This is a genomic window from bacterium Scap17, from assembly GCA_013376735.1.
Taxonomy (GTDB): Bacteria; Pseudomonadota; Gammaproteobacteria; order Pseudomonadales; family Halomonadaceae; genus Cobetia.
Map to the genome: position 1 here is coordinate 2960027 of VINJ01000001.1, position 26617 is coordinate 2986643.

Annotated in this window: 24 protein-coding genes; 10 read left to right on the plus strand and 14 right to left on the minus strand. The window is 61.3% G+C overall.

All coding sequences use genetic code 11. The features are described from left to right. Positions 1–5: 5 nt before the first annotated feature. Together FLM52_12520 and FLM52_12525 are read left to right on the plus strand one after the other, a co-directional pair. Complete coding sequence (locus tag FLM52_12520; protein ID NVN56603.1) at positions 6–962, plus strand: hydroxymethylglutaryl-CoA lyase; 957 nt, start codon at positions 6–8, stop codon at positions 960–962. A 233-nt stretch (positions 963–1195) separates the two neighbouring features. Beyond that, the gene (locus tag FLM52_12525) at positions 1196–1531 is read left to right on the plus strand and encodes an alkylphosphonate utilization protein (GenBank protein NVN56604.1); all 336 of its coding nucleotides are present in this window, start codon (positions 1196–1198) and stop codon (positions 1529–1531) included. Between the two features lie 207 nt (positions 1532–1738). Here FLM52_12525 and FLM52_12530 read toward each other — a convergent pair whose 3' ends face one another. Further along, positions 1739–2107 carry a hypothetical protein gene (locus tag FLM52_12530; GenBank protein ID NVN56605.1) on the minus strand — a complete coding sequence of 123 codons (369 nt, stop codon included), beginning with the start codon at positions 2105–2107 and terminating at the stop codon, positions 1739–1741. Positions 2108–2588: 481 nt separating this feature from the next. On the opposite strand from FLM52_12530, the gene FLM52_12535 reads away from it, so the two are divergent. Further along, a complete protein-coding gene (locus FLM52_12535; protein ID NVN56606.1) occupies positions 2589–3410 on the plus strand; it encodes an SDR family oxidoreductase in 822 nt (273 codons plus the stop codon). 123 nt (positions 3411–3533) lie between these two features. On the opposite strand, the gene trxC is transcribed toward FLM52_12535, so the two are convergent. From trxC to FLM52_12550, 3 genes are all read right to left on the minus strand, one after another. After that, positions 3534–3971: a thioredoxin TrxC gene (gene trxC, locus FLM52_12540; GenBank protein NVN56607.1), complete on the minus strand. Its 438-nt coding sequence runs from the start codon at positions 3969–3971 to the stop codon at positions 3534–3536. Between the two features lie 264 nt (positions 3972–4235). Further along, entirely contained in the window at positions 4236–5213 is a 978-nt protein-coding gene (locus FLM52_12545; GenBank protein ID NVN56608.1) for a putative sulfate exporter family transporter, read from the minus strand. Positions 5214–5382: 169 nt separating this feature from the next. Next, positions 5383–7026 carry a choline dehydrogenase gene (locus tag FLM52_12550; GenBank protein NVN56609.1) on the minus strand — a complete coding sequence of 548 codons (1644 nt, stop codon included), beginning with the start codon at positions 7024–7026 and terminating at the stop codon, positions 5383–5385. A 688-nt stretch (positions 7027–7714) separates the two neighbouring features. Between FLM52_12550 and FLM52_12555 the strand changes: the two genes are divergently transcribed. The 4 genes from FLM52_12555 (at position 7715) to FLM52_12570 (ending at position 11677) form a co-directional block, all read left to right on the plus strand. Next, positions 7715–8878 carry a TRAP transporter substrate-binding protein DctP gene (locus FLM52_12555; GenBank protein NVN56610.1) on the plus strand — a complete coding sequence of 388 codons (1164 nt, stop codon included), beginning with the start codon at positions 7715–7717 and terminating at the stop codon, positions 8876–8878. Then, positions 8878–9459, plus strand: a complete 582-nt coding sequence (locus FLM52_12560; GenBank protein NVN56611.1) for a TRAP transporter small permease — start codon at positions 8878–8880, stop codon at positions 9457–9459. Before FLM52_12555 ends, FLM52_12560 begins: the two co-directional genes overlap by 1 nt. Positions 9460–9469: 10 nt before the next feature. Further along, positions 9470–10747 (plus strand): TRAP transporter large permease, encoded by a 1278-nt coding sequence (locus FLM52_12565; protein ID NVN56612.1) that lies wholly within the window; start codon positions 9470–9472, stop codon positions 10745–10747. A 171-nt stretch (positions 10748–10918) separates the two neighbouring features. Continuing rightward, the gene (locus tag FLM52_12570; protein ID NVN56613.1) at positions 10919–11677 is read left to right on the plus strand and encodes an IclR family transcriptional regulator; all 759 of its coding nucleotides are present in this window, start codon (positions 10919–10921) and stop codon (positions 11675–11677) included. Between the two features lie 165 nt (positions 11678–11842). On the opposite strand, the gene FLM52_12575 is transcribed toward FLM52_12570, so the two are convergent. The 4 genes from FLM52_12575 to FLM52_12590 all read right to left on the minus strand — a co-directional run bounded on the left by FLM52_12575 (position 11843) and on the right by FLM52_12590 (position 15371). Beyond that, positions 11843–12322: a universal stress protein gene (locus FLM52_12575; protein NVN56614.1), complete on the minus strand. Its 480-nt coding sequence runs from the start codon at positions 12320–12322 to the stop codon at positions 11843–11845. 42 nt (positions 12323–12364) lie between these two features. Then, positions 12365–13705: a TRAP transporter large permease gene (locus FLM52_12580; protein NVN56615.1), complete on the minus strand. Its 1341-nt coding sequence runs from the start codon at positions 13703–13705 to the stop codon at positions 12365–12367. Further along, positions 13705–14283 (minus strand): TRAP transporter small permease, encoded by a 579-nt coding sequence (locus tag FLM52_12585; GenBank protein ID NVN56616.1) that lies wholly within the window; start codon positions 14281–14283, stop codon positions 13705–13707. Before FLM52_12585 ends, FLM52_12580 begins: the two co-directional genes overlap by 1 nt. A 161-nt stretch (positions 14284–14444) precedes the next feature. Beyond that, positions 14445–15371 carry a TRAP transporter substrate-binding protein gene (locus FLM52_12590; protein NVN56617.1) on the minus strand — a complete coding sequence of 309 codons (927 nt, stop codon included), beginning with the start codon at positions 15369–15371 and terminating at the stop codon, positions 14445–14447. Between the two features lie 634 nt (positions 15372–16005). On the opposite strand from FLM52_12590, the gene FLM52_12595 reads away from it, so the two are divergent. Beyond that, positions 16006–17508, plus strand: coding sequence for a PLP-dependent aminotransferase family protein (locus tag FLM52_12595; protein NVN56618.1), 1503 nt, complete (start codon positions 16006–16008; stop codon positions 17506–17508). 134 nt (positions 17509–17642) lie between these two features. On the opposite strand, the gene FLM52_12600 is transcribed toward FLM52_12595, so the two are convergent. From FLM52_12600 to thiO, 3 genes are all read right to left on the minus strand, one after another. Further along, positions 17643–19106 carry an FAD-binding oxidoreductase gene (locus FLM52_12600; GenBank protein ID NVN56619.1) on the minus strand — a complete coding sequence of 488 codons (1464 nt, stop codon included), beginning with the start codon at positions 19104–19106 and terminating at the stop codon, positions 17643–17645. A 116-nt stretch (positions 19107–19222) separates the two neighbouring features. Beyond that, entirely contained in the window at positions 19223–19609 is a 387-nt protein-coding gene (locus FLM52_12605; GenBank protein ID NVN56620.1) for a nuclear transport factor 2 family protein, read from the minus strand. Positions 19610–19849: 240 nt separating this feature from the next. Continuing rightward, positions 19850–20989 carry a glycine oxidase ThiO gene (thiO, locus tag FLM52_12610; GenBank protein ID NVN56621.1) on the minus strand — a complete coding sequence of 380 codons (1140 nt, stop codon included), beginning with the start codon at positions 20987–20989 and terminating at the stop codon, positions 19850–19852. Positions 20990–21235: 246 nt separating this feature from the next. On the opposite strand from thiO, the gene FLM52_12615 reads away from it, so the two are divergent. Together FLM52_12615 and FLM52_12620 are read left to right on the plus strand one after the other, a co-directional pair. Continuing rightward, positions 21236–22249, plus strand: coding sequence for a cobaltochelatase subunit CobS (locus FLM52_12615; protein NVN56622.1), 1014 nt, complete (start codon positions 21236–21238; stop codon positions 22247–22249). Further along, a complete protein-coding gene (locus FLM52_12620; protein ID NVN56623.1) occupies positions 22246–23994 on the plus strand; it encodes a cobalt chelatase in 1749 nt (582 codons plus the stop codon). The genes FLM52_12615 and FLM52_12620 overlap by 4 nt, the downstream gene beginning before the upstream one ends. On the opposite strand, the gene FLM52_12625 is transcribed toward FLM52_12620, so the two are convergent. The 3 genes from FLM52_12625 to pta all read right to left on the minus strand — a co-directional run bounded on the left by FLM52_12625 (position 23982) and on the right by pta (position 26567). Continuing rightward, positions 23982–24878: a DUF4231 domain-containing protein gene (locus FLM52_12625; GenBank protein ID NVN56624.1), complete on the minus strand. Its 897-nt coding sequence runs from the start codon at positions 24876–24878 to the stop codon at positions 23982–23984. The genes FLM52_12620 and FLM52_12625 overlap by 13 nt on opposite strands. A gap of 11 nt (positions 24879–24889) precedes the next feature. Further along, positions 24890–25282, minus strand: a complete 393-nt coding sequence (locus FLM52_12630) for a TIR domain-containing protein (protein NVN56625.1) — start codon at positions 25280–25282, stop codon at positions 24890–24892. Between the two features lie 265 nt (positions 25283–25547). Continuing rightward, positions 25548–26567 (minus strand): phosphate acetyltransferase, encoded by a 1020-nt coding sequence (pta, locus tag FLM52_12635; protein ID NVN56626.1) that lies wholly within the window; start codon positions 26565–26567, stop codon positions 25548–25550. Positions 26568–26617 lie beyond the last annotated feature (50 nt).

Consider the following 26617-nt stretch of genomic DNA (forward strand, 5'->3'; position numbering starts at 1 on the left):
TCAGCATGCACTTTCCCCGCAAGGTACGCATCGTCGAGGTGGGGGCACGCGACGGACTGCAGAACGAGTCGGTGCCCGTCGCGACTGCCACCAAGCTTGAGTTGATCCGGCGTCTGAGCGACAGCGGTCTTGCGCATGTCGAGGCCGCCAGCTTCGTCTCGCCCAGGTGGGTGCCGCAGATGGCCGATCACCGCGAGATCATGCTGGCGCTGCGCGACAGTTCCGCCAAGTCAACAACCATCGAGTCAACAACCACCAAGTCAACAACCACCAGGTCAGCGACCACTTACTCCGCTCTCACACCCAACATGAAGGGGCTTGAGGCGGCGCTTGAGTGTGGTGTGCGCGAGGTGGCCGTGTTCGGCTCGGCCAGCGAGTCATTCTCGCAGCGCAACATCAACTGCTCGATCGCCGAGTCGCTTGCGCGCTTTGAGCCGGTGATGGAACACGCCCTCAAGGCCGGTGTGCGTGTGCGCGGCTATGTGTCCTGCGTGCTCGGCTGCCCCTATGAAGGCGAAATAGCCCCCGCCGAGGTGGCCGCCGTCGCTCGCGAGCTCAAGGCCATGGGCTGCTACGAGGTCTCGCTTGGCGACACCATCGGCGTCGGCACGCCGCTCAAGGCCAAGCACATGCTGGAGCAGGTCAGTCGCGAGGTGCCGATCACGCAGCTCGCCGCCCACTTCCACGACACCTACGGCCAGGCGCTCGCCAACCTCTACGCCGTGCTGGAAGAAGGCATCGCGGTGATCGACAGTTCGGTGGCGGGCCTGGGCGGCTGCCCCTACGCCAAGGGCGCCTCGGGCAATGTCGCCAGTGAAGACGTGCTCTATCTGCTTGAGGGCATGGGCATCGAGACGGGGGTGGATCTGGCAGCGCTGGCCCGCACCGGTGACTGGATCAGCCGTGAGCTTGGGCGGCCGAATGGTTCACGCGTCGGCCAGGCGCTGATGGCCAGTGACTGATGACCAAGGCTGAGGGCGATTGGATCGAGGCACTGCCAAGCGAGGGCGCAATGGCGCGCGCTGATTGCGACCAAGGGCCGCACTGGATGGTCGCTGTCATGGAATCGGTGTAGGCTTGCCGCCATTCGCGCACCGCTTGAGCCCGATGCGCGCCTTCCAACACCATGTCTCTGCCTGAATCTTCGCCCGCCTTCTGAGCAGGTGAAGCGCGAGACAGCTTTCAGGACACCGTGATGAGCGCCCTCCCGAACTGCCCGGCCTGCAATTCCGAATTCACCTACGACGACGGCATGCAGTACGTCTGCCCTGAATGTGCCCATGAGTGGTCCAAGGAAGCCGCCGTCGAGGAAGCCGGCCCGGTATTCCGCGATGCCAACGGCAACGAGCTGGTCGATGGCGACACCGTCACCGTCATCAAGGATCTGAAGATCAAGGGCACCTCCTCCGTCGTCAAGGTCGGCACCAAGGTCAAGAACATCCGCCTGGTGGATGGCGATCACGACATCGACTGCAAGATCGATGGCGTCGGCCCGATGAAGCTGAAGTCGATCTTCGTCAAGAAAGCCTGATTGGCCTGCTGCCTGACACGACGATGCCCCGCCTGCGCTCTGTGCGCGACGGGGCATCGTCGTTTGCGGACTGTCGTTTTCGGACTATCGTTTCCAGCACGTCATTTCCGGCTTGCCAAGGCGCCTTGCTCGGCCCGCTCTAGCTAGCACTGACCCGCTCCAATTCGCTCGAGCCCGCTTCAGCCCACTACCCCGGCAAGTGCTCACTCACTCCTCAGGCGACGTCTTGTCGAGCGGCGTGACCTTGGACAGGCGTATGCGGCGCTGACCGCCGACCTCGAATTCAAAGCGGCCACTCACCTGGACCTCGCGCCCGATATAGGCACCGATGCGCTCCGGTGGCAGCAGTTCCAGGCGCTGCTGGCTTTCGCCTTCCAGCCAGTAGCGGTTGGGCACGTCTTCGCTGCGCACCCTGCCCTGCACGGCCACCTGCTCGCCCTGCCAGGCCTCGGAGTGTTCCAGCAGCGTCGCCACGCTGGTAGGGCGCGGGCCATTGACGCCATCGCATCCCGCCCCGGCCATCAACATCACCGCCACGGCCACCATCGCCAGCCAGTGTTGCATCCCCTTGTTCATCTTCATTCCTCGCGCGACTGATACTTCATCGGGGGCTACCCGCTCGCTCATTCACTCGCTTGCGGCTTGAGGGGACTCGGGCAACGGCCCGGCAGTCGAGTTCCTCGCCCTCGCGTCGAATGGCGATCTCTCGTGGTCACCCAGACGCACCTGACGCCTGACATGGACTCATGCACAGTCTGACAGCTGCCACGCGAGGCGATAACTCCCTGACCAATAGAATCAGCCATCAGGATCAGTCCTCAACGCAGGCCGTGAGGCGCCGCGCCACCCGCCAGCCCCATCACGACTCTGAGGCCTGTCATGCTTAGGCATGGTCGCCGTGCGCGGTGTCTGCGGGCACCGCCCTTGTCTCGCGCGCCCGCCGCACCTATATCATTGCCCGCAGGGGCACACCGCGCCATCGACGAGACGTGAATGACGCGCTTCGTCACATCGCCCTGCACACAACGCCCTGCCGGCACCTCATCAGGAGAATCACATGAAGACAGCCAAGGTGGCCTATATCACCGGCGGTGCTCAAGGCATCGGCCGCGGCATCAGCGACTACCTGCTCGCCCACGGCTGGCGCGTGGCCGTGGCGGATATCGATGCCGAGGCAGGCCAGCAATATCGGGAGATGAAGAAGCGACAGGCGAGCGGGCTCGCAGAGGAGTCTGCAGCGCCGTCGGGCGAGCAGCCCGCAGAGGACATCGGCAAGCGCCTGCGTGTGTTCACACTCGATGTGCGTGACGAGAAATCCGTGGCCGCCAGCATCGCGGCTACCTGCGAGGCCTTCGGGCGGCTGGATGCGGTGATCAACAATGCCGCGATCGCTGATCCCTTCCAGGGCAAGCTTGAGGAGTTGTCACTCGAGCGCTGGCATCAGGTGCTGGATACCAGCCTGACCAGCAGCTTCCTGACCGCCAAGCATGCGGCGCGTCATCTGCGCGAGACTGGCGGCAGCATCGTCAATCTGGCCTCCAGCCGCGCCCTGCAGTCCGAGCCGCACAGCGAAGCCTACGCCGCCAGCAAGGGCGGCATCGTCGCCCTCACCCACGCCATGGCGATGAGCTTGGGGCCGGAGATTCGCGTCAATGCCATCAGCCCGGGCTGGATCGATGTAAGCCGCCTGCAGAAAAGCGGCGAGGCCGAATCACTGAGTGACCAAGACCACGCCCAGCATCCCGTCGGGCGCGTCGGCCATGTCGATGACATCGCTGCACTGGTGGCCTTCCTGATCTCGGACAAGGCCGGCTTCATCACCGGCCAGAATCATGTCGTCGATGGCGGCATGACGCGCAAGATGGTTTACGTCGACTGATACGACAAGGCCGACTGAGACAACAACGCCTGACGCGATTGCACGTCAGGCGTTGTCAGTGCTTGAGCTGCGTCCGGTTTTCCCTGAACGCTCAACTGCGGACTTGTCTCGCGCAGGCCGAGGTCACATTGCGTGCGGTGCCAGCCACTGCTTGAGCTGACCGGCCTGCATCACGCCGGATTCGCGCGCCAGCTCCTTGCCCTGCTTCATCACCAGCAGCGTCGGAATGCTGCGGATGCCGAAACGACCGGCCAGCGACTGCTGGGCTTCGGTGTCGATCTTGGCGAATCGCACACGGGTGCCCATCTGCGCGGCGACTTCATTGAAGATCGGCCCCATCATCTTGCACGGGCCACACCAGCTGGCCCAGAAGTCGATGACCACCGGCATTTCACTGCGCACCACCAGAGCCTCGAAGTTGTCGCTGGTCAGGTCCAGCGGCTCCTTGGGCAGCACGGCGGCGCTGCACTTGCCGCAGCTGGGGTTGTCATCCAGACGCGCGGTGGCCACACGATTGAGAGCGAGACATTGCGGACAGGCCAGCACGAGGGATTCAGACATGATCGGACTCCAGAGAAATGGGGATGCGGTACGCCATGTGGCGGTCAACCGTCAGACGCGAACCGATAAGCGCAGATCATACGACTCATGGGCCAGGAAGCAATTGAGCCACCTTATCGCCCTGATTGGCTGGCTGTATGACCCCGCCTGATCTGAACAAACGCCTGCCCTGAACGACCGCCTACCCTCAACCTGAAGGGCCCCGCCAGTCACGGCGGGGCCCTTCAGGTTGAACACACCCAGTTGAACACACCCAAGAGTCGGTCAGATGCTGGCCAGCCCGAACTTGATGCACAGTGTCACCAGCACCAGCAGGAAAAGCGTTTCCACCACCATCAGGATCACCGGCTTCCAACCGACCACCGCCAGCTTCTGGAACGACGTCTTTACGCCCAGCGCGGCAATCGCCGCCACCAGACACCAGCGCGACAGGTCGGTGAAGCCTTCCACGGCGACGCTCGGCACCCAGCCGAGGCTGTTGATCAGCACCAGTGCCACGAAGGCGATCAGGAAGGTGGGGAACATCGGCACCTTGCCGCCTTCATCGCCATTGGCCTGGCGCGCACTGCGGAACAGCAGCATGAAGACCATCACCGCCGGCACCAGCATCGCCACCCGCAGCAGCTTGACGAAGGTCGAGACGTCCCCGGTGTGCTCGGAAATGATGTAGCCCGCCCCCACCACCTGCGCCACATCGTGGATGGTGCCGCCGAGGAAGATGCCGGCCTCGGCATCATCCAGCCCCAGCAGTCTGACGATCAGCGGATAGGTGATCATCGCCACGGTCGAGAGTGTGGTCACCCCGACCACGGTCATGATGGTGTGGCGCTCGCTGGTGGCGTTGCGCGGCATCACCGCCGACAGTGCCAGTGCCGCCGAGGCGCCACAGATCGCCACCGAGCCACCGGTCAAGAGCCCCATGTCGCGGTCCAGCCCCATCACGCGGGCCAGCAGCGCGCCGAACAGGATGGTTGCCACCACCCCGAGCACCACCGTGATCACCGGGCCGAGGCCGAGACTCGCGACCTGCTCCAGGGTGATGCGCACCCCCAGCAGGGCCACGCCGAGGCGCAGCACCGTCTTGGAGGCGAACTCGATGCCCGCCTTGCACGGCCCCTCCTCGGAGAGAAAGTGCAGCGACATGCCGAACAGCAGCGCATAGAGCAGCGTCGGGCCGCCGTAATGATCGGCGATGAAGGTGGTCGCCAGCGCGATGATGATGCAGATCAACAGGCCCGACATGATGGTGCGCACACGCCCTTCCAGGGTCCGCCACAAGCTGGTGGGCGGGGTAGGTGTGTCGTGCAGTGATGAACTGTTGTCAGTGGCCACGCGAATTCCTCAAGCAAACCGGCAAGCGATGACGGGCAAGATGCTCCGCCGCGATGTGTCGTTCAGGCACGAAGGCCTGTCAGCTGGCCTGAGCCATGTCCACTCGGGCGGCCTTGATCATGTCGGCGGCCTTCTCGGCGATCATGATGGTCGGCGCATTGGTATTGCCCGACACGATCACCGGCATGATCGAGGCATCCACCACACGCAAGCCCTGAAGACCGTGGACACGCAGTTCGTCATCCACCACCGCCAGCGCATCGTGGCCCATCTTGCAGGTGCCCGCGGGGTGATAGATGGTCTGGCTGAACTGGCGCGCGGCCTCGAGCAGCTCCTCATCACTCTGATATTGCACGCCCGGCACATACTCCTCGCTGATCACCGAGGCCAGCGGCTCTGCCTGGGCGATGCGTCGCGCCACCTTGATGGCATCGACCACCACGCGGCGGTCTTCCTCGGCGCTGAGATAGTTGGGCTGGATGGAGGGATAGACACTGGCGTCGGCGCTGGTGATGCGCACCTGGCCGCGGCTGTGCGGACGCAGCTGACACACCGAGGACGTGAAGGCCGAGAACGGATGCACGCCATCGGCGGGCTTGTCGGCACTCAGCGGCTGCATGTGGAACTGGATATCCGGACGCGTCAGCCCCTCGCGGGATTGGGTGAAGGCACACACCTGACTGGCCGCCAGCGTCAGCGGGCCGGTACGCGTGAAGATGTACTGGGTACCGACCGCCAGCTTCTTGAGCGGATGACGCACTTCATCATTGAGAGTGCGGCACTGGGTCTTGAACACCAGGCGTACCTGCAGGTGATCCTGGAGGTTTTCGCCGACGCCCGGCAAGGCGTGCAGGCATTCGACGCCGACACTGGCCAGATGCTCGGGCTCACCGATACCGGAGCATTGCAGAATCTGCGGGCTGCCGATGGCGCCGCTGGACAGCAGCACCTCGCGCTCGGCGCGCGCCGTGTGGATCGTGCCCTTCACCTCGTATTCCACTCCCACTGCGCGCTTGCCTTCCAGCAACACACGGCGACAGTGCGCATGCTTGACCAGTGTCAGATTGCTGCGTGTGAGCGCCGGACGCAGGAAGGCCTTGGCCGTACTGCAACGCAGGCCCTTGTATGTCGTCTGCTGGAAATAGCCGACCCCTTCCTGGCGCTCACCATTGACGTCCTTGTTGAGCGGAATCCCCGCCTCCACCGCCGCCTCGATGAAGCGTTCGGCAATCTCACGCTTGAGGCGCAGGTCAGAGACATGCAGCGGCCCATCGGTACCGTGCCACTGGTTGGCACCCCGCGACTGACATTCCGACTTGCGGAAATACGGCAGCACCGATTTGAAGTCCCAGCCCTTGTTGCCTGCCGCCGCCCAGTCGTCGTAGTCCTCATGCTGGCCGCGGATATACAACAGGCCGTTGAGTGAACTGGACCCGCCCAGCACCTTGCCGCGCGGCCACTGCAGGCGACGGCCATTGATCCCCTCGTCAGGATCGGTGAGATAGCACCAGTCGGTCGCCGGATTGTGCATCGTCTTGAAATAGCCCACCGGCACATGGATCCACGGATTCCAGTCCGAGCCACCGGCTTCCAGCAGCAACACCTTGATGGATGGGTCTTCGGTTAGACGATTGGCTAGCACGCAACCGGCTGAACCCGCCCCGATCACGATGTAGTCATAGGCGGCTGATGCATCTGCATTGGCGTAACGTGTTGTTTTCATTATTTTATATACCGTATCGAGACATATTGTCTCATAATCATGGTATCAAAATTTGAATTCGTCAAATACGAAACGTATTGTCTCAATATCTTTGCCAAAGCTGAAAAAGTGCCCTACATTGAGATTTGAAACGCCGGTAACGGTACTTTTCGTCTCGTTATACGACCAACTATGTAAGACGAACTAACGAGAACAACACAGACCGCCATCAATGGCAGTCACCAGAGAGGCCAGAAGCAGGGCTCATGGGCTCTGCAGACATGTTTGGAGAGAGTTTGAGGAGACTCTGAAGAGACTTTGGGGTGTTTTGGAGAGGCTTTGAAGAAATAGCGGATATGTCTGACAAGCGCTCCAGCGCTCTCTGAAGAGACACGCTCTGAACAGGCACTGCGAAAACGCCTGACAAATAAAGACGGGCAAATCAGGACAGCAAATAAGGACGGATAAACAAGCACTTGGCTAAAGAAGTGATCAGCCGACTGCTTGCCAGACACGCAACGGAACAAAGAATCGCACCGCAAGAACCACAACAACGCCAGTATAGGGCCGGGGAAGACGACATCTCAGCCCAGCCGACAGACCAGTATCCCAACACAAAAGCAAACACAATACCGGGAGCACTACCATGCCATCGCCACTCAGCAAACTGTCACGCCGTGACTTCCTCGACATTTCGGGTCGCTTCGGCCTGACCTCGACCCTGCTGGCCGCCACCGGCCTCGGCGCAGGTCTCACCGCGTCCACGCTGGCGCGCGCCGCCGACCAGGAGCAGCAGCGCCGCTACAAGACAGCGCCCAAGTTCCAGCTACGATTCGGTGCTTCCGGCTTCAACGAGCGCAACCTAGACATCCAGAAATCCGGTCAGCTGTTCTTCGCACGTGATCTCGAGGAGCGCACCAACGGCGCGATTCGCGTCGAATTCATGGGCAGCAACGAGGTCTGCAACCAGCTGGACTGCGTCGGCAAGACCCAACAGGGCATCGTCGACATCTACTCGGCCTCCACCCAGAATTCCTCGGGCAGCGCGCCGTATCTGAACGTGCTCGATTTCGCCTATCTGTTCCCCACCGTCGCCTCGATGTTCCACTTTTTCTATCACAAGAAGAGTGAGCAGCTGCTGCGTGAACCGCTGCGCCAGCGCCACAACCTGCAGTTCCTGTTCACCCACTGTGACCTGCGCGGCATCATGCTCGGCCTCAAGTGGCAGGACAAACCGCTGGTCACCAGCATCGATGACCTCAAGGGCACCAAGAATCGCGTCACCGGCACCCAGATGGGGCGTATCGCGATGGAGCAGCTGGGCCTGAACCCGGTGCCGGTCGCCTGGGAAGAAACCCTCGATGGCCTGCGCCAGGGCCTGCTGGATGGCGCCGAGACCTGGATGAGCGCCGTAGCCTACGCCGGCATGGCACCGGTGGTGTCCCAGGCGGTCGACCTGCGCTTCTTCGCCGGCACCGAGCACACCGGCATGAGCCTGCCCAAGTTCGACAGCCTCGGCTCCGAACTGCAGGACCAGGTGATGGAGTCCGCCTACTGCGCGCAGATCTTCACTCAGGGCATGAACGAGGCCGGACGCTTCGAGATCGTCGGTGCCACCGAGCACCCTGCCGCCGGTACCGTCTTCGCCGAGAACAACGTGCGCGTGGCACCGCTGTCTGACGCCGAACGCTCACGCGCCGAACAGATGTGCTCGCCGGAATTCAATCCCGAGCCTTGGGAACAGTGGCGTGAACGCCTCAACAAGTGGTCCGGCGGTCTCGACATCTATCAGGAAATCCACACCATCGCGCGCGAGATTCCACGTGATGTCGCCGCCGTCAACGTCAAGCCGCAGCGCTGGTGGAGGGGGTAATGGGCGATACCACCATCTTCAGCCAATCGACGAAGCAACCTGCCATCAAGAAGGCCGCGCCCTGGGCGCGTCCCTTCCTGTGGCTGGATGCCCATCTGGAACAGGTCGTGATTCTGATCGCCTATTCCGGCATGGCCGGCATCATCTTCGTCGAAGTCATCCGCCGCTTCTTCTTCGGCCTGCAGGCGCCGTGGAGTACCAGCATTCCGGTGCTGCTGTTCCTATGGCTGACCTGGTTCGGCGCCTCGCTCAACGTCAAGAAACGCACTCACCTGAGCCTCAACGAGATCCGCATGAAGCTGCCGCGCGGCGGCCAGTTCGCCTGCCTGATTCTGGACGCCGTGCTGTGGATCGGCTTCGGGATGATGGTGATCTACTTCACCACCACCCAGGTGACGCTGGCCTACGACAACTACGCCATCGTGCCGGGCACCGACAACGTCATGCAGTGGTGGTTCTACCTCGCCACGCCGCTGGCATGGGTGATGATCATCTATCGCGTACTGCAGAACCTCTACGCCGACTGGGCGCGCTATCGCCGCGGCGATTCCTTCAACCTGCAACCGTCCATCATGGACTGAGGAGGTCAGCATGACAGACGGTATCTGGATCTCCCTGATCACGGCGGGCGTGACCGCCTTCTTCCTGCTCGGCGTGCCCATCTTCCTCGTCATCGGCCTGTGGGTGGTCGGCACCAGTCTGGTGATCGACTTCACGCTGGCCAATGTCGGCGTCACCCTCTTCCAGGGGCTGAGCTTCTTCGGCCTGCTGGCGTTGCCGCTGTTCATCCTCACGGGGGACCTGATCAACGCGGCGGGCATCGCCAAGCGGCTCTCAGACTTCGCCTACTCGACGCTGAGCTGGATGCGCGGCGGGATGGGCATGTCGACCCTCGGCGCCTGTGGGCTGTTCGCGGCGATTTCCGGCTCCAACGCCGGTACCACCGCCACCATCGGCTCGATCATGCAGCCCGAGATGGTCAAGAACGGTTATGACGAGCGCTTCGCCGCTGCCACGGCGGCTTCCGGCGGCACCGTGGGCATCATCATTCCGCCCAGCATCATCTTCATCGTCTACGGCTTCATGATGAACCTGTCGATCAGTGACCTGTTCATTGCCGGCATGGTGCCGGGCGCCCTGATGGTGGTCGCGATGATGGGGGCCTGCTATCTGGTGGCGCGCAAGAATGGCTGGGGCCAGCTGCAGCCCTTCAAGGCCGGGGTCAGTGCCAGGCTGGCGCGCAAGGCCTATCTGGGCTTCGCGACCATCGGCGTGGTGGTCTACGGCATCTACTCGGGCAAGTTCTCGCCGACCGAAGCCGCCGCCATCACCGTAGGCTTCACCATGATCGCGGGGCTGATGATCACTCGCGAGATCAGCCTCAAGAAGCTGCCGACCATCATGCTGCGCTCGGGTCAGATCGCCGGCATGCTGGCACCGCTGATCGCCATCTCGGTGGTCATGCAGCAGCTGCTGTCGGTGCTGGGTGCCGGTCAGGCGCTGAGCGAGATGCTCAGCGGCATCGACAACTACTACCTGACGCTGGGCACCTGCATGCTGATCATCCTGCTGGCGGGCATGATCCTGGAGAGTCTGCCGGTGACGATCATCCTGGCGCCGATTCTCGCGCCCATCGCCCAGCAGGCTGGGGTCGACCCGATCCACTTCTCGGTGATCTTCCTGGTCGGTGCCGCCATCGGCTTCGTCACGCCACCCTTCGGGCTCAACCTGTACGTGGCCAGCAGCATCACCGGCATCTCCTACGTCAGACTGGTGAAATACGTGATTCCCTATTTCATCGCGTTGATCGCCTGCTGGCTGGCCATCTGCCTGATGCCTTCCCTTTCCCTGTTCCTGGTAAACCTGTAACACTAGCCTCATCGACAGCCCCGCAAGGGGCTGTCTTCGTCTCAGCACGCAAGCCATCAGTAGATGTCGGCCTGCGTGATGAATCGATGCACTGACGCCTTGCCACCCTGCCCCTGTCGGCCGCGCTGATCGCCCACGACATGCCCCCGACAGTCAGGATGAGGACACTAGATGAGCAAAGACATCACGACGAATTCGACCCTCTTTCGGGCCCTGAGCCTGCTGGAAGACATCGTCACCACCCAGCATGCCGTCAGCGCCGCCGATCTCGAGAAGCGTTTCGACATTCCCAAGCCGACCATCCACCGCCTGCTCAAGCAGCTGGAAGAACAGCAGCTGATCAGTCGTGATCTGGATGGCCGTCACCTGCTGCCCGGCCCGCGCTTTCGCCGCATGTCGCTGGGGGCACTGGCCAATGAAGGCCTCAAGGTGCCGCGCCGCGTCCTGCTGGAACGGCTGGCCAGGGAAGTCGGCGAAACCTGCAACCTGACACTGCTCGATGGCCACGAGGTGATGTATTACGACCGCGTGGAAACCAACTGGCCGGTGCGCATCCAGCTGGCCCCCGGCTCACGCCTGCCGCTGCATTGCACCGCGAGTGGCAAGCTGTTTCTGGCGCTGATGCCGCTGCACCGTCGCCGCGCCCTGCTCGCCCATCTGGCGCTGGAGGCGCACACACCCTGCACCCTGACCTCGCGTGCCACGTTGGAAGAGGCGCTCGACACCGTGGTGCGCAATCAGCTGAGCACCGATGATGAAGAGTTCATCCAGGGCATGGTCGCCATCGCGGTGCCGGTCTTCGATGAGGTCGGCCAGATCCAGGCGACACTGGCGATCCACGCGCCGCGTCTGCGCCACTCCATCGAGTCCCTGCTGGAGTGGGCACCGCTGATGCGTCAGATCGCCACCGAGCTGGAAGGTACGCTGTGACTCAGGCACCTCAGTGACGCTGAGAAGGGAACATACCCCGAGCACAAGAGGGAGCATGATCAAAGCGAAAGATGGAGCATGATCAGAAAAAAGCTCGCCCCACAGACCGTCACTGTCTGTAGGGGCGAGCTTTTTCACGTGCCGCCCTGATGTGCCTCCCTCGGCTCAGGGCGTCGGCACCACCACCACCGGAATGCTGGCGCGCTTGATCACCCCCTTGGTGACCTTACCCGCATAGGAGGCCACGAAACCGCGCTTGTTGGTGGCCATGATGATCATGTCGCAGTCATGGCGCGTGGCGTAGCGGATGATCTCCGAGGCCGGATAGCCCTCCACCACATTCAGCCCGGCGATCACCGGGCGCGGATCGCCGTCGTCATGGGTGCTCCAGAAGTCCTCCAGCATCTTTTCCAGATTTTCCTGCGCCTGATCGAGCCGCTGCTGCATCAGGCCCTCCAGCGTCGGCTTGTGGCGGATGTTGACCTTGAGGGTGTTCATCACGTCATCCGAGAGTGACTTGACGGCGTGCAGCACGTGCAGCTCGGCGCCCGTCGCCCCCGCCAACCACACCGAGCGCGCCAGTACCCGCTCACAATCTCCGCGCAGACCTACACAACACAGAATTCGTTTGACTGCCGGCATCATCCTTCTCCTCGTTCATTGCAGGGCTAGCGTACGGATGGCGCTTCAGTACCCCATCACCCTGGGTAACCACAGCGAGATTTCAGGCACATAGGCGATCAGGAAGATGGCCGCCACCGAGCCCGCCGCGAACGGCAATGCCTTCAGGGAAATCTCTTCGATGGAGGCGCCGCCTATCCCCGAAGCCACGAAGAGGTTCTCTCCCAATGGCGGCGTCTGGAAGCCGATGGCCAGCGCGCAGACCACCACGATGCCGACGTGCACCGGGTCCATCCCCAGCATGTACATGATCGGCAGCAGCACCGGGGTGAGAATCATGATCGCGGCCAGCGTCTCCATGAACATGCCGACGAACAGCAGAAAGAAGATGATCATCGCCCAGATCAAATAGAGGTTATCGGTCATCGCCAGCATGCCCTCGGCGATATGGGCCGGCACGCGTTGCTCGACCAGCAGCCGCCCGAATACCGTCGCCGTGAACAGGATCAGCAGCACGCGACCGGTGATCCAGGTGGTGGTTTCCAGGGTGCGCAGCGTCGGCTTCCACTTGAGTTCCTTGTGCAGGAAGATGCCGACGATCAGGGTATAGACGATGGCGACGATGGCAGATTCGGTCGGCGTGAACAGACCGCTGTAGATGCCGCCCAGAATGATGAAGGGCGCCAGCATCGACCAGATGCCCTTCTTCAAGGTGGCGCGAATATGCGTCCACGACCAGCTGTTGGTCAGCCCGCGATAGCCGCGTTTCTTCGAGATCACGTAGTTGATCGTCAGCAGGAAACCGGCGATCACCACACCCGGCATGACGCCGGCGATGAACAGCTTCGGGATCGAAAGCGTCTGGAAATCACCATGCATGGCCACCGCTTCGGGCGGCGGCTGCAGGCCCATGCCGGAAATCCCGAAGATCACCATCGGGATCGACGGCGGAATCACCACCCCCAATCCACCGGATGAGGCCGTGATCGCCGAGGCGTAGCCACGGTCATAGCCGCGCTTGGCCATCGCCGGAATCATCAGCATGCCGACCGCCGCCGTGGTGGCAGGCCCTGAGCCGGAAATCGCGCCGAAAAACATGCAGGCAAATACCGTGGCGGCGGCCAGTCCGCCCGTCACCGGCCCAGCGAAGGCCTCGGCGATATCGACAAGACGCCGCGAGATGCCGGCGGCCTCCATCAGCGCCCCGGCCAGAATGAAGGCCGGCAAGGCCATCAGCGGGAAGGAGCCCACCGAGGTAAAGGCGATCTGCACGAACGCCATCGGGTTTTCATCGATGCTCAGATAGGTCGCCAGCGCCGCGACACCCAGCGAGACGGTGATCGGTGCGCCAAGCACCAGCAGCAGGAAGAAGACGCCAAACAGGATGTAGATGATGGTGGAATCGATCATGACTTGCCGCCCTCCTGTCTTTCACTGCCCTGTCTTTCACTGACCTGGCCATCATCACCCTGCTTCAATTCCTCCATTGCCTGGGATTCCGGGTCCACGATGTCTTCCTTGCGCACGAACTTGAGATAATTGGTCTGGATGATGCGCACCGTCATGGCGGTAAAGGCCAGCGGCAGAATCAGATAGAAGTACTTCATCGGCACACCCAATGTCTGTGACTTCCAGAAAAGATTCATCTTGTTGAACACGAAGTCGTAGCTGTAATAGATGAACACCGCATTGAAGGCGATCCAGATGATATCGGTCAGGACGCCGCAGACGGTTTCCACCCAGCGCGGCAGGAATCGAAACTGGAAGGTCACACGGTTATGCGCCGACATGCGTGTGGCATACACGGCGCCCAGATAGGCAAACCACACGAAGGCATAGGTCGCCAGCTCGTCTCCCCAGGGAATCGAGTAGCTGAAAAGGTTACGCAGCATGATCTGCGCGAAGAGAATGATGACGAACACTACCAGCAGAAACTGGCAGAGATAGTTCTCGATATTATCCAGGAACTTCAACAATACCCGCATGGATACAGATCCCCCGACATCACCAGCGATGACCACTTGACGCCACGTCTCCCCTGCCAGCGATCACATGTCGACGACATGCTCTTGGCATGCTCATGACAGGTGCCGGAAGGCAGGGGAATCCGGGCGGGCCTTGAAAGCCTCAGCCGTTCAGGAGGTCTTCAGGGCGCGGTGGACGGATCACGTCCGAGGGTCTCGAGCACTTCGACCAGCTTGTCGCGGCCGCCGATGCTGTCATAGAAGTCCGGCCAGATGCTGGAGGCCTTGGCGATCCATTCCTTCTCATCATTGGCGGGCTGGGTGATGGTCATGCCGTGCTCTTCCACCAGCGATTTCTTGATGGAATCCTCGGTGGCCAGCAGGTAGTCGTAACTATGGGACGTCGCCTCTTCACCAGCGGCCAGCACCAGCTTCTGCTGCTCTTCGCTGAGACTCTGGAAGGTGCCTTCGCCCATGATCAGCGGCTCCATCGAGAACACGTAACAGCTGTCGGTCACGTATTTCTGCACCTCATAGAACTTCATGGCATCGATGGTGATGTAGGGGTTGTCCTGGCCATCGACGACTCCCTGTTGCAGGGCGGTGAAGGTCTCGGACCACGCCAGCGGGTTGGGATTGACGCCCCAGGACTGATACGAAGAGATCATGATCTCGTTCTTGGGCACGCGGATGACCATGCCTTGCAGGTCGGCCGGTGAGGCGACCGCCTGCTTGGAGTTGGTCAGACGACGGCAGCCGGAATAGGCCCAGCCCAGAATGCGGATACCGGAATCACGCAGGGTGTTCTCGCGCAGCTCATCGCCGATCTTGCCTTGCGTCAGCGCCTTGGCATCGTCCGGGCCATGGATGACATACGGCAGGGTCAGCACGCCGACGGTCGGCGAGAAGGGCGTCAGGTTGTTGATCGCCACCACGGACAGGTCAACGAGGCCCATGCTGGCGTTGTTGACGGTATCCTGCTCGCTGCCCAGCTGGCCGTTGGGGAACAGGTCCACCTTGATGTCGCCGCCGGATTTCTCTTCCACCAGGCTTGCGAAGGTCTTGCCCAGTTCATACTGGGTGCCGCCTGCCGCATCGCCGAGGGCCATCTTCCAGGTCGCGGCATTGGCGCCCGCGGCCATGCCCAGACTCGCGGCAGTCACCGTGATGGCCAGCGTGGTCTTGAAGGCGCCGGTGCGAGTCATACCAGTGCGACCAAGGGAGCGGAGGTTTGAAAGGGTCTGTGTCGCGTCGATCATCTTGTCTGTCCCGTCGTTATTGTTGTTGCGGGCTCCTGACGGCTGCGCGTGATAGCGAGCGGGGTACTGCACCTCGTAACGTCAATGACTTCGCGTCTGCACCACTATCTTGCAGCGCCTCATGCCATTCACGATTGCCATCACCTGCTCATCTACAGCCCCAGGAAAGGGAGTGTGAAATCGCGTCGTGCTTGAACTGTGCTTTCGTTGTACCTGCCAGATCACTTTCCCCCCGTGCGCCATTCCTCGATAGAACCAGTCCGTCGACATCGATGGGACCAGCCCCGGCTGGCTATTGCTCTCCTTGCGGCGCTCTGCCTCAATGATGACAGGCCGGGTCTGGCGGCCGGATCGTCCACGCCGGCCCGCACCGCGCTTCCCGGCGCTGCCTACCAGCAAAAGGCATGAAAAATGCATATAAAACGAGAGCTTATGGTAAAAAGTCCTAGTAACGACACTCTCGCGACAACAATAGAGAACATGCATGAGTCATCCGCTGTTTCACCTTGATTCCTCGCGCAAGGAAAGCCTGCAATTCCAGATTCGTGAGCAGATCTCCCAGGCGATTCTCGAAGGCCATCTGCCACGTGATGTCGCGCTGCCCTCCAGCCGCAAGCTGGCCCGCGAGCTGAATGTCGCGCGCAATACCGTGATGCTGGCCTACGAGCAGCTGCTGGAAGATGGCTTTCTCATCGCGCGCGAGCGCAGCGGTTACTTCATCAATCCCGAGATTCTCAAGGGTCGCGCCGATACGCCGGTGCGTCTCAATGACATCGAGGCCGACAGCCTCGACTGGGATGAGCGGCTGGCCTTCAAGCCGTCCAGGCAGCGCACCATCGAGAAGCCCGGTGACTGGCACCAGTACGACTACCCCTTCCTCTATGGTCAGCTGGACCCGGAATTCTTTCCCACCCAGCACTGGCGCGAATGCAGCCGCGACTCGATGAGCGTGCCGTCGATCCGCAGCTGGTCGGTGGACCACCTCAACAATGACGACCCGCTGCTGATCGAGCAGATCCATCAGCGGCTGCTGCCGCGCCGCGGTGTCTGGGCAAGCCCGGAGGAGATTCTGATCACGGTAGGTACGCAGCAGGCGCTGTGGATCAGCTGCATGCTGCTGCTCAAGCAGGGCCAGCGCTTCGCGATGGAGAACCCCGGCTACGTCGACATGTACAACATCGCCAGCACCTTCACCGATGACATCCAGCTGCTGCCCATCGACGACAAGGGCATGCAGCCGGTGGAGTCACTCAAGGACTGCCGACTGGTGTATGTCACGCCCAGCCACCAGTCGCCGACCACCGTCACCCTGCCGCTGGAGCGTCGCCGCCAGCTGCTGGATATGGCCGAGACCGGCAACTTCCTGATCATCGAGGACGACTACGAGAGCGAGAGCAACTACGCCGACAACCCGACACCGGCGCTCAAGAGCCTCGATCGCCACAAGCGGGTCATCTATGTCGGCAGCCTGTCCAAGACCCTCGCTCCTGGCCTGCGTATCGGCTACATGGTCGCGCACCCCACGCTGATTCGAGAGGCCCGCGCCCTGCGCCGTCTGATGCTGCGCCATCCGCCGACCAACAATCAGCGCGCGGTGGGGCTGTTCATCGCGCGCGGCTATCACGACAGCCTGATCAATCAGATGCATCAGGTGATGCAGCGGCGCTTCCTGCTGATGCGCGACGCCATCCAGCGCCATCTGCCGATGATGAGCACGCCCGCGATCTACGGCGGCTCGTGCTTCTGGATGCAAGGCCCCGACACGCTCGATGCCCACCGCCTCGCTGCCCTCGCCCGTGAGCGCAGCATCCTGATCGAGGTCGGTGATCTGCACTTCTTCCACGATCGCGACAGCCATCGCCACTACTTCCGGCTTGGCTTCTCGGCGATTCCGGAAGCGCGCATCGAGACCGGCATTCTCAAGCTGGCCGAGCTGGTACCGCTGGCGATGGAGGCACCCGAAAGCGTCATCGACATGAGCGCCTGATTCTCGACAGGAGATTATGAAAAATGATTACCCTATAGCTAAAAAGAGACTCCCTGAATGACCAATAATACTTGGCAATCAGGGAGCCTCTTGTCTTTCGGGCAATCGCACTTGCAGACAATCGCACTTGCAGACTACTGCGCCTCATCCTTGAAGGCGTACCAGCGATACAGGCAGCGCTGGCCGGTGCGGCGGAACGGCGCGAACAGCGGCGACTCGACCTTGTTGAGCACATTGGGATACGGCAGGCGTGACTGGAAGATCGGCAGCACCAGATCGGCGGCGTCCTTGGCGATCCACTGTGCCAGACGCTTGCCCGCCTGGGCGGAGTACATCACGCCGTTGCCGCCATAGCCCATGGCGTAATAGATGCTCTGCTTCGGGTCCGGCTGATGGATGCGCGGCATCATGTCGTGACTGACATCCACCCAGCCCCACCAGGAATAATCGACCTCGATGCCCTGCAGCGCGGGGAACTTGCGATGCATGTCGGCGATCAGCAGCTGCTCGTATTGCGCCTTGGGCGCGTCACGGCCTGACACGGCACTGCGACTGCCGATCTGCAGGCGATTGTCCGGCAGCAGGCGATAGTAGTGGCGCAACACGCGGGTGTCGGTGAGTACCTGATGGGTATGGAAGCGGGTCGCCTCGATTTCCTGCGCCGTCAGCGGGCGCGTCACCAGCGAGTTGGAGAGCACCGGCATCAGCCGCTTGTCGAGCTCCGGATGCAGCTTGCCGGAGGTGTAACCGCCAGTGGCCATGCCCACCGAGCGCGCCTTGACCACACCACCCGGCGTCGTCAGATAGTGCACGCCATCGCGGGTCTCCCAGCTCTCCACCGGGCTTGCCGGGTGCACCTTGACGCCCAGGCGGCGCGCCTTGCGCAGATAGCCGAAGGCCAACTTGCCCGGGTGCACGCCGATGCCTTCCGGCTCGTGCATCGCACCGCAGGCCTCTTCATCGCCGACCCACTCGTTGCGCACCGTGGCGCCATCGATGATGCGGGCATCGTAGTTGAAGGTCTCGCGCAACAGGCGCGCTTCCTTCTCCAGCCCCGGCATCATGCGCTCGCGGTGAGCGATATACAGATGGCCGCCCGGCTGCGGATCGCAGTCGATGTCCTTGATCAACTCCTTGAAGTTCTCCATGCCCTCGATGCACTCGCGGTGCAGGCCGTGGGCGGCCTCGAGACCGTAACGCTCGATCCACTGCGAGCGCTTGAGGCGACCGGTGGCGCACTGCGCCTGACCGCCATTGCGGGTCGAACAGCCCCAGCTGACCCGATTGGCCTCCAGCACGGTGGCCTTGATGCCGTACTTCTCGGCCAGCACGATGGCAGCGGTCAGACCGGTGAAGCCGGAACCGACGATCACCACATCGGCGTCGATATCGCCCATCACCGGGCCATCGTCTGCCGGCGGCTCGCCGGCGGTGGCGACCCAGTAGGTCGGCGCGTAATCGCGCCCTTCGCCGGGGGTGGCGCTCACCATCGGGTCATAGGCCGGGTCATATGGCCGGGAGGCCTGAGTGGCCGGGCGCTGTGGTGACTCGCTGCCCACCTCATCTGGCCGGGCGCCATGCTGCACGATAGTTTCCATCTCGAACACCTCCTCTCACCCACGGGGCGCACGCCACGACCTGACGCCATGACGCGCTGCCCCCTGGGCAAAGACAGCTTCAGAAACCTCATCCCTGATCGATACGCCGCTGGCGCTCAGACGTTGACGGGCGGACGGTTCTTGCGGAAGGCGTTCTTGATCGCGATCTTGCCGTCACGCAGCGTGAAGGCGTCGATCATGCGCGCTTCGCTGCGCGCGCCATCGGCGGTGGTGCCGGTATAGGTGCTGATGACGAAGCCACGGTCGCCATCGGCGAAGATTTCCGCGTCGATCCACTGGGCATCCGGCGCGTTCTGCCAGGCGGCGGAAAGACCGGCACGCACGGCGTCCTGACCGGCGAAGGTCTTGCCTTCCAGCTCCGGGCCGGCGATGGCGAGGAATTCGCAGTCATCGGTCATCATCGACAGGCAGTCGTCGATGTCGTGACGGTTGAGGGCATCGCAGAAGGCAGTCAGCAGTTCGATGGTCGCTTGGTGAGTCATGGGTCGGGCTCCGCAGTCTTGTTGTTGGGCTTGTTGTTCGAGCGTGTCGTTTGAGCAAGGGCGACAGCAGGCGCTGTGCCATGACCCGAGACTACGCCGACACTCGCACCGCCCTTTAGCACCAGTTGGATGCCACCGATTGGGCCAGTTGGTACCAAGGGGGCTGCTTCGGCGCCAACTGGTCCCATCGCACCGCGCTGATGCCGTACCAAGGCCATCCGATCGCCGCCCTCGGACGATTCAGCCTGCGAGGGCCGTGGGCGCTGCCACGCCCGGTGGCGTGAAGGCCTCCGCTGACATGAAGCTCTCACGCCCGAGCAGGATGTCACTGAGCAGGCGCGTGGCGGCGGGCGCCAGCACCAGACCATTGCGGTAGTGGCCGGCATTCACGTAGAGGCCGTTCAGCCCCGGCACCGCGCCGATGAAGGGCGTGCCATCCGGCGTGCCCGGACGCAGACCTGCCCAGTGATGTTCCGGCGCCAGATCCCCCAGAGCAGGCAGGATGCTCGCGGCGCTGGCATGCAGTGACTCGCGCGCCTGCGTGGTAGTGGACTTGTCGAAGTCCTGATGCTCCAGGGTCGAGCCGATCAGAATTCGCCCATCGGCGCGCGGAATCACGTAGCGGCCATCGCACAGCACCACACGCGACAATAGCGGCGCATACACGCTGCAAAGCCCCGCCGCCACCGGATTGAACACCATCATCTGGCCCTTTACCGGGCGCACCGGCAACAGCACACCGGCGGCGGCGAGCAACTTGCCACTCCAGGCGCCGCCACACACCACGACGTTGTCTGCGCTGACGGTCTCATCAACAAGCCGTGCGCCCGTGACACGCGACGGCGAGGCAAACACCAGCTGCTGCACCTCGCAATCTTCACGCACCCGGATACGCGGGTGGGCCAGCAGACGCGCACGCAGTGCCTGGCCAAGGCGCGGATTGCGGATGCTGCCCAGTGTCGGCATCCACAAGGCTTCCTGATGGCCCGCGACCAGATTCGGTTCACGCGCGTAGAGCGCCTTACGCCCGATCACCTCCAGCGGCTTGTGCTGAGTGCGCGCCCAGTCCAGCGCCAGCGCCTCATCCTCGACCCGCAGGTAGATCAGACCCTTCTGGCGGTATTCGGGATCGATGCCGGTGGCGTCCTTGAGCGCCTCGGCAAGCCTGGGGTATTCGCCTTCTGACCAGCGTGACAGTGATGAGATAGCGCTCGAATAGCGCCACGGATACAGCGGCGAGACGATACCGCCACCGGCCCACGATGCCTCGCGCCCGCACTGGCCGCGCTCCAGCAGCGTGACCGTCTGGCCGGCCTCGGCCAGCTGCCACGCCATCATCATGCCGATCACGCCGCCACCAATGATCAGGGTATCGCTCATCTGCCTTGCTCCTGCGGGGGAATGAACAATCACAAATCTCATATTTCGATACGATTTGCATTATTTTTAGAAACAAAGCTATATTCAAGCCATTGCCGCCGTCCGCTTGCCACTGCATCCCCTGCAGCCAGTGCGGCCAGCCACCGACAAGAATGACGAGGGAGACACCCCGTGAGCGACGCCACCTTGACGCCTTCCAGCGATGCCCAACACCCTGCCGGCCCTGTCAGCGATGCCGAGCAGCCGCTGGCCGCTGGCCAGTTGCAGGCCACCGAACTGCGCAGCGTACGCGAGCTGTTCGATATCGACAGCGACCTCAAGGTGCCGGTATTTCTGCATCGCGACGCCCACGTGCCGGAAATCGACACGGCCTATCGCTTCAATCCCGATGTCACCCTCGCCATTCTCGCCGGCTTCACCAACAACCGCCGCGTGATGGTTCAGGGCCTGCACGGCACCGGCAAATCGACCCATATCGAGCAGATCGCCGCGCGCCTCAACTGGCCATGTCTGCGCGTCAATCTCGATGGCCATGTCAGCCGGCTGGATCTGGTCGGCAAGGACGCCATCGTGATTCGCGACGGCGTGCAGGTCACCGAATTCCAGGAAGGCATCGTGCCCTGGTCGCTGACCCGCCCCATCGCGCTGATCTTCGATGAGTACGATGCCGGCCGCCCAGACGTGATGTTCGTCATCCAGCGTATTCTGGAGCGCGACGGCCACTTCACGCTGCTCGATCAGAACCGCGTCATTCGTCCGCATCCGCAGTTCCGGCTGTTCGCCACCGCCAATACCGTCGGGCTTGGCAATCAGGACGGGCTCTATCACGGCACCCAGCTGCTCAACCATGCGCAGATCGACCGCTGGAACATCGTCGCCAAGCTGGATTACCTGCCGCGTGAGGAAGAGGTGAAGATCGTGCTGGCGCGTGTGCCCGCCAAGGACAACGAGCGTGGCCGCGCCCTGATTCGCGCGATGGTCGCGGTGGCCGACCTCACCCGCAAGGGCTTCGCCAATGGCGACCTGTCGAGCCTGATGTCGCCGCGTACCGTGATCACCTGGGCGGAGAACTGCGAGATCTTCCGCAACCCGGCGCTGGCCTTCCGCCTCTCCTACCTCAACAAGTGCGATGAGCATGAGCGACCGCTGGTCGCCGAGTTCTATCAGCGTTGTTTCGCCAAGGAACTGGAGGAATCCGCGGCGCTGATGGAGAGCGACCTGATGAATGAGCAGGACAGCGACAAGGGAGTCCAGGCATGAGTGCGGCCCAGCAGGTACGTCGTCGTCAGCAGTATCTCGAGGAGCTTGCGGCGGCGAGTCTCGGGGCACTCAGCGGCCAGGCCGGCTGGGCCTATCGTGGGCGGCGCCTGAGTCGGCATGCTCGGGCGCTACCATTGCGCACGCCGCATCTGCGGCTGGAAGAGAATGACTGTACGCTCGACCACTATCGCGCGGTCAGCGACGCCATCGCGCTGCGTCTGATCCACACCGACGAGGCGCTGCATCTGGCGGCGCGTCCGGCGCTGCCGGAAACCCGCCTGATCTATGACCTGCTGGAGCAGCTGCGCGTCGAGGCGCTGGTTGACCCAGACATGCCCGGCGTGAAGGAAAATCTGACGCGGCGCTTCACCGACTGGTGCCTGGCCTTCTATCACGCGGGCCTCACCGAGACGAGTAGCGGCATCCTGATCTACAGCGTCATCCAGTCGTGCTGGTCGCGCCTGATGGCCTGTGCGGTGATCCACGAGACGGAGGATTACATCGAGACGACGCGCGCCTCCTTCTATCAGGCGCTGGGCGCTGACATGGCGGGGCTGAGACGCACGCGCTTCGATCAGGCGGCCTATCAGCAGCACGCGCTGAACATCAGCCTGTGGCTGGAGCAGGAGCTGGCCGAATCGCTGGAGGAGCAGGACGGCGAGGAGGATGACGAGTCAGAGGCCAGTCAGCGCTTCGCGCTGTTTCTGGAAAACGAGGATGAGGAAGCAAGTCTGCTCGAGGAGCAGGCGGAATCGCAGCTGCCGAGTCATCGGCGTGGCGCGCCGGAGGAATTGCTGCCCTATCAGGTGTTCACCACGGCCTATGACCGCGAGCTGGAACCGGCCAGACGCATGCGCGCGGCCCTGCTCGACGAGTATCGTCAGGCGCTGGATACGCGTCTGGCAGAGCAGAAGATCAACGTACGCCGCCTGGCACGCCAGCTGGCACGCCATTTCAGCTCGCCGCAGCGTGAGGGCTGGCACTTCGGGGAGGAGGAAGGAATCATCGATGGGCGGCGGCTGAGTCAGGTGATTTCCTCACCGGCCGAGCGGCGGGTCTTCCAGCGCGAGCGCTGGGTGCCCGAGGCCAGTGCGCAGGTCAGTTTCCTGATCGACTGCTCCGGTTCGATGAAGGTGCATGGCGAGGCGGTGGCGATGCTGATCGAGATACTCACCCGCGCGCTCGACATGGCCGGTGTGCCCACCGAGGTGCTCGGCTTCACCACTGGCGCCTGGAATGGAGGCCGCGCCCTGAAGGACTGGCGGCGCGCCGGCAAGCCCGCGCGTCCGGGCCGCCTGAATGAAGTGCAGTATCTGATCTTCAAGCCCGCCTCACTGGCGTGGCGACGTGCGCGGCGCAACTTCGGCGCCCTGCTCAAGGCCGATCTCTACCGCGAAGGCGTGGATGGCGAAGCCGTGCAATGGGCCTGCTCACGGCTCGCCGACAACGCCCCTGCCGACGAAGGCGCACGCCGTCTGCTGGTCGTCATCTCCGATGGCAGCCCCTGTGACAGCGCCACCAACACCGCCAATGACGAGCAATACCTCGACAGCCACCTCAAGCAGGTCGTCGCGCAACAGACTCGCTCCGGCCGCCAGGCCATTCTCGGCCTCGGCGTCGGGCTGGACCTCAGCGCCTACTACCCCAACCAGCTGATCATCGACCTCGAACGCACCCTCGACAACGCCCTCGCCGATGAAATCGTCTATCACATGGCGCTGGCGTGTCGGCATCAGGGGATGTGAGGCGAGACAGTATCTTCAGTTTTAGCTATCCATTGTGTGTGCTCTCTTGAGAATGCATTCTCAGCATCTCGGACAAAGTCTGAAAAATCAGAATCAGTATTAGAGTACTGAAGCTTTGTTTTAATAATGCCAATTTCATTAGCTGTTAGTGCATATGCTGAACTTATTTCTCTAAATCTTTTTAATTGCATCCACACTGTTATTGAACTTGCAGCAACAACAAGCATGCTAACAGGCCATATATCCAAGAAGCTAGGTGCAACCACTTTGGTAATCATAAGAGAAATAATTATGGATTGCACAAAGATCAAGAGTCCAAAGAAGATACTTCCTTTACGTTTATTCTGCTTACTCTTCTTCTCATACCAGACTAATTGATCATCGATACGCTCTTGAAGATAAAAAGCTTTCCTATCAGCCAAATTTTGAGACCTTACTTGCATCATACTATTGGTAATTTGATCATTAGTACAACTTTGACCTGAAAGAATCTCTCCTATTTGATTATTAGACCTCAAGATTTCAACAAGCAAGTCCGTGAATTTCTTATTAGCGTCTGATATTGACGCAGCGTCTAGGAAAGGATCTGCCCGCATCATATATCGCCAAGTAGCCGTTTTAACTGACTCAGCTACAGCTCTTGCGCCATACCATTTTCGCTCATACCGCTTCACTGCTATAAGGATTGAAATACCTAGTGCAGCTAAAAAAGAAAAAATACTTACCAATGATAAAATCATGCTTTGCACAGGACATATTGCTACACCAGCGCCAAGCAGCAAAATAACAATATGATATAGATGAGTCTTTAAGTGTTTAGACTGCGATTGGTTAGATGCAGTGTCAGCAGCCCTATGTAACCCGGGATAGTCTTCAGCATTCATATCCCTAGCTCCTACATTGTAGCTAAACTTTGCAAATTTTCTTCACTCCAATCATGAACTCTAATACCATTATCTGAGAGACATTTCGGAATAGCTCCATAAACACCATTAATTCTAATAGCATATACAGGCTTACCTTTTTCGAAGGTCATTCTCACCTCATGAGGTACCCAATAGCTTCTATGCGTTTCATTACCTACAAAAACGATTGTTCTAGATGTACCACTAAGGCTTTTGGAAATTGCTTGCTTAATAACTGCCGAGTCTTCCGTTCTCCATCTTCTTAGCAAATCGCGAACTCTAAAACTCAAATTACTATACCTAGGATTAACTGCTCTTCCCTTGATAGTTAGAACAATCTCTCTATCAGCTTCCTTGAAGCTAAAAAATACCACATTAGACATTTTTCCACCCCTTACTATTAAGTAATTGCAATGATCACCCTTACCCTAATCTATATATTAAAGCTTAGTAATTAACACATTCATAGCAAGACCATAGAATATAGGACTAAAAGACGACACAACAAAGCATATATTTAAAGTCAACGAACATTGAACGATAAAAGAGTTCAAATCTAACATCACTAAAACTATCTAATAATCTACAGGCAGGCTTTCGCCTGCCCTATCCGCCGTGAGCGGCTAACAAAAGGAAAAGAAGGAGAAATCAGTCTTGCGGGGAGCGTTGCTGTGCCTGAACGACAGTGACCGCAATGACATTGAGGATGTCGGCGGTGGAGCAGCCGCGCGAGAGGTCGTTGGCGGGTTTGGCGAGACCCTGGAGCAGCGGGCCGATGGCTTCGGCGCCGCCGATGCGTTCGGCGAGCTTGTAGCCGATATTGCCGGCTTCCAGATTGGGGAATACCAGCACGTTGGAGGTGCCTTTGACGCGCGAGGTGGGCAGCTTGCGCTCGGCGATTTCCGCCACGATGGCGGCGTCGAGCTGTACGTCTTCATCGATGGCGATATCCGGGCGTTGCTCGCGTACCCGATGCGCGGCCTGCACTACCTTGTCCACCGAGGCGTGATGCGCGCTGCCATTGGTGGAGAACGACAGCATCGCCACCCGCGGATCTTCCCCGAGCAGAGCCTGGGCGCTGTCGGCAGCGGCCAGCGCGATCTGCGAAAGCTCCTCGGCGTCGGGGTCGATCACCAGCCCGCAGTCCGAGAAGATCATGCCGCCCTTCAGGTTGTGGAACGGCTTGCACAGCATCATCAGAAAGAAGCTGGAGACCAGCTTGCTGCCCGGCGCCAGCCCCAGCAGTTGAATGGCGGTGCGCACCACATCGGCCGTGGTGAGCACGGCGCCGGCCACCGAGCCATCCGCCAGCCCTTCGCGCACCAGCATGTTGGAAAACGTCAGTGGATCACGAATCTTCTCGGCGGCCAGCTCCGCCGTCATGCCCTTGGCCGCGCGATGCGCGTGCAGCGCTTCGGCAAGCCTGGCGGTGTGCTCGGAGGTGGCGGGGTCGATCAGCTCGAGCCTTGCCAGCGCCTGATCCTCAAGCCCGGCTTCTCTGGCGGTGGCGGCGATGACGGTCGGGTCGCCCACCAGCATCACCTGCGCCAGGCCCTGTTCCGCCGCGTTCACCGCCGCCTGCACCACCCGCATGTCCTGCCCTTCACAGAGCACGATACGGCGCGGGTCTGCCTTGGCCCGCGCCAGAATGTTGTTGAGTGCCTTCATGTCTGTCTCCTCGCTGCCCTTGCAGGCAGCCGACACATCCAAAAAGCCCC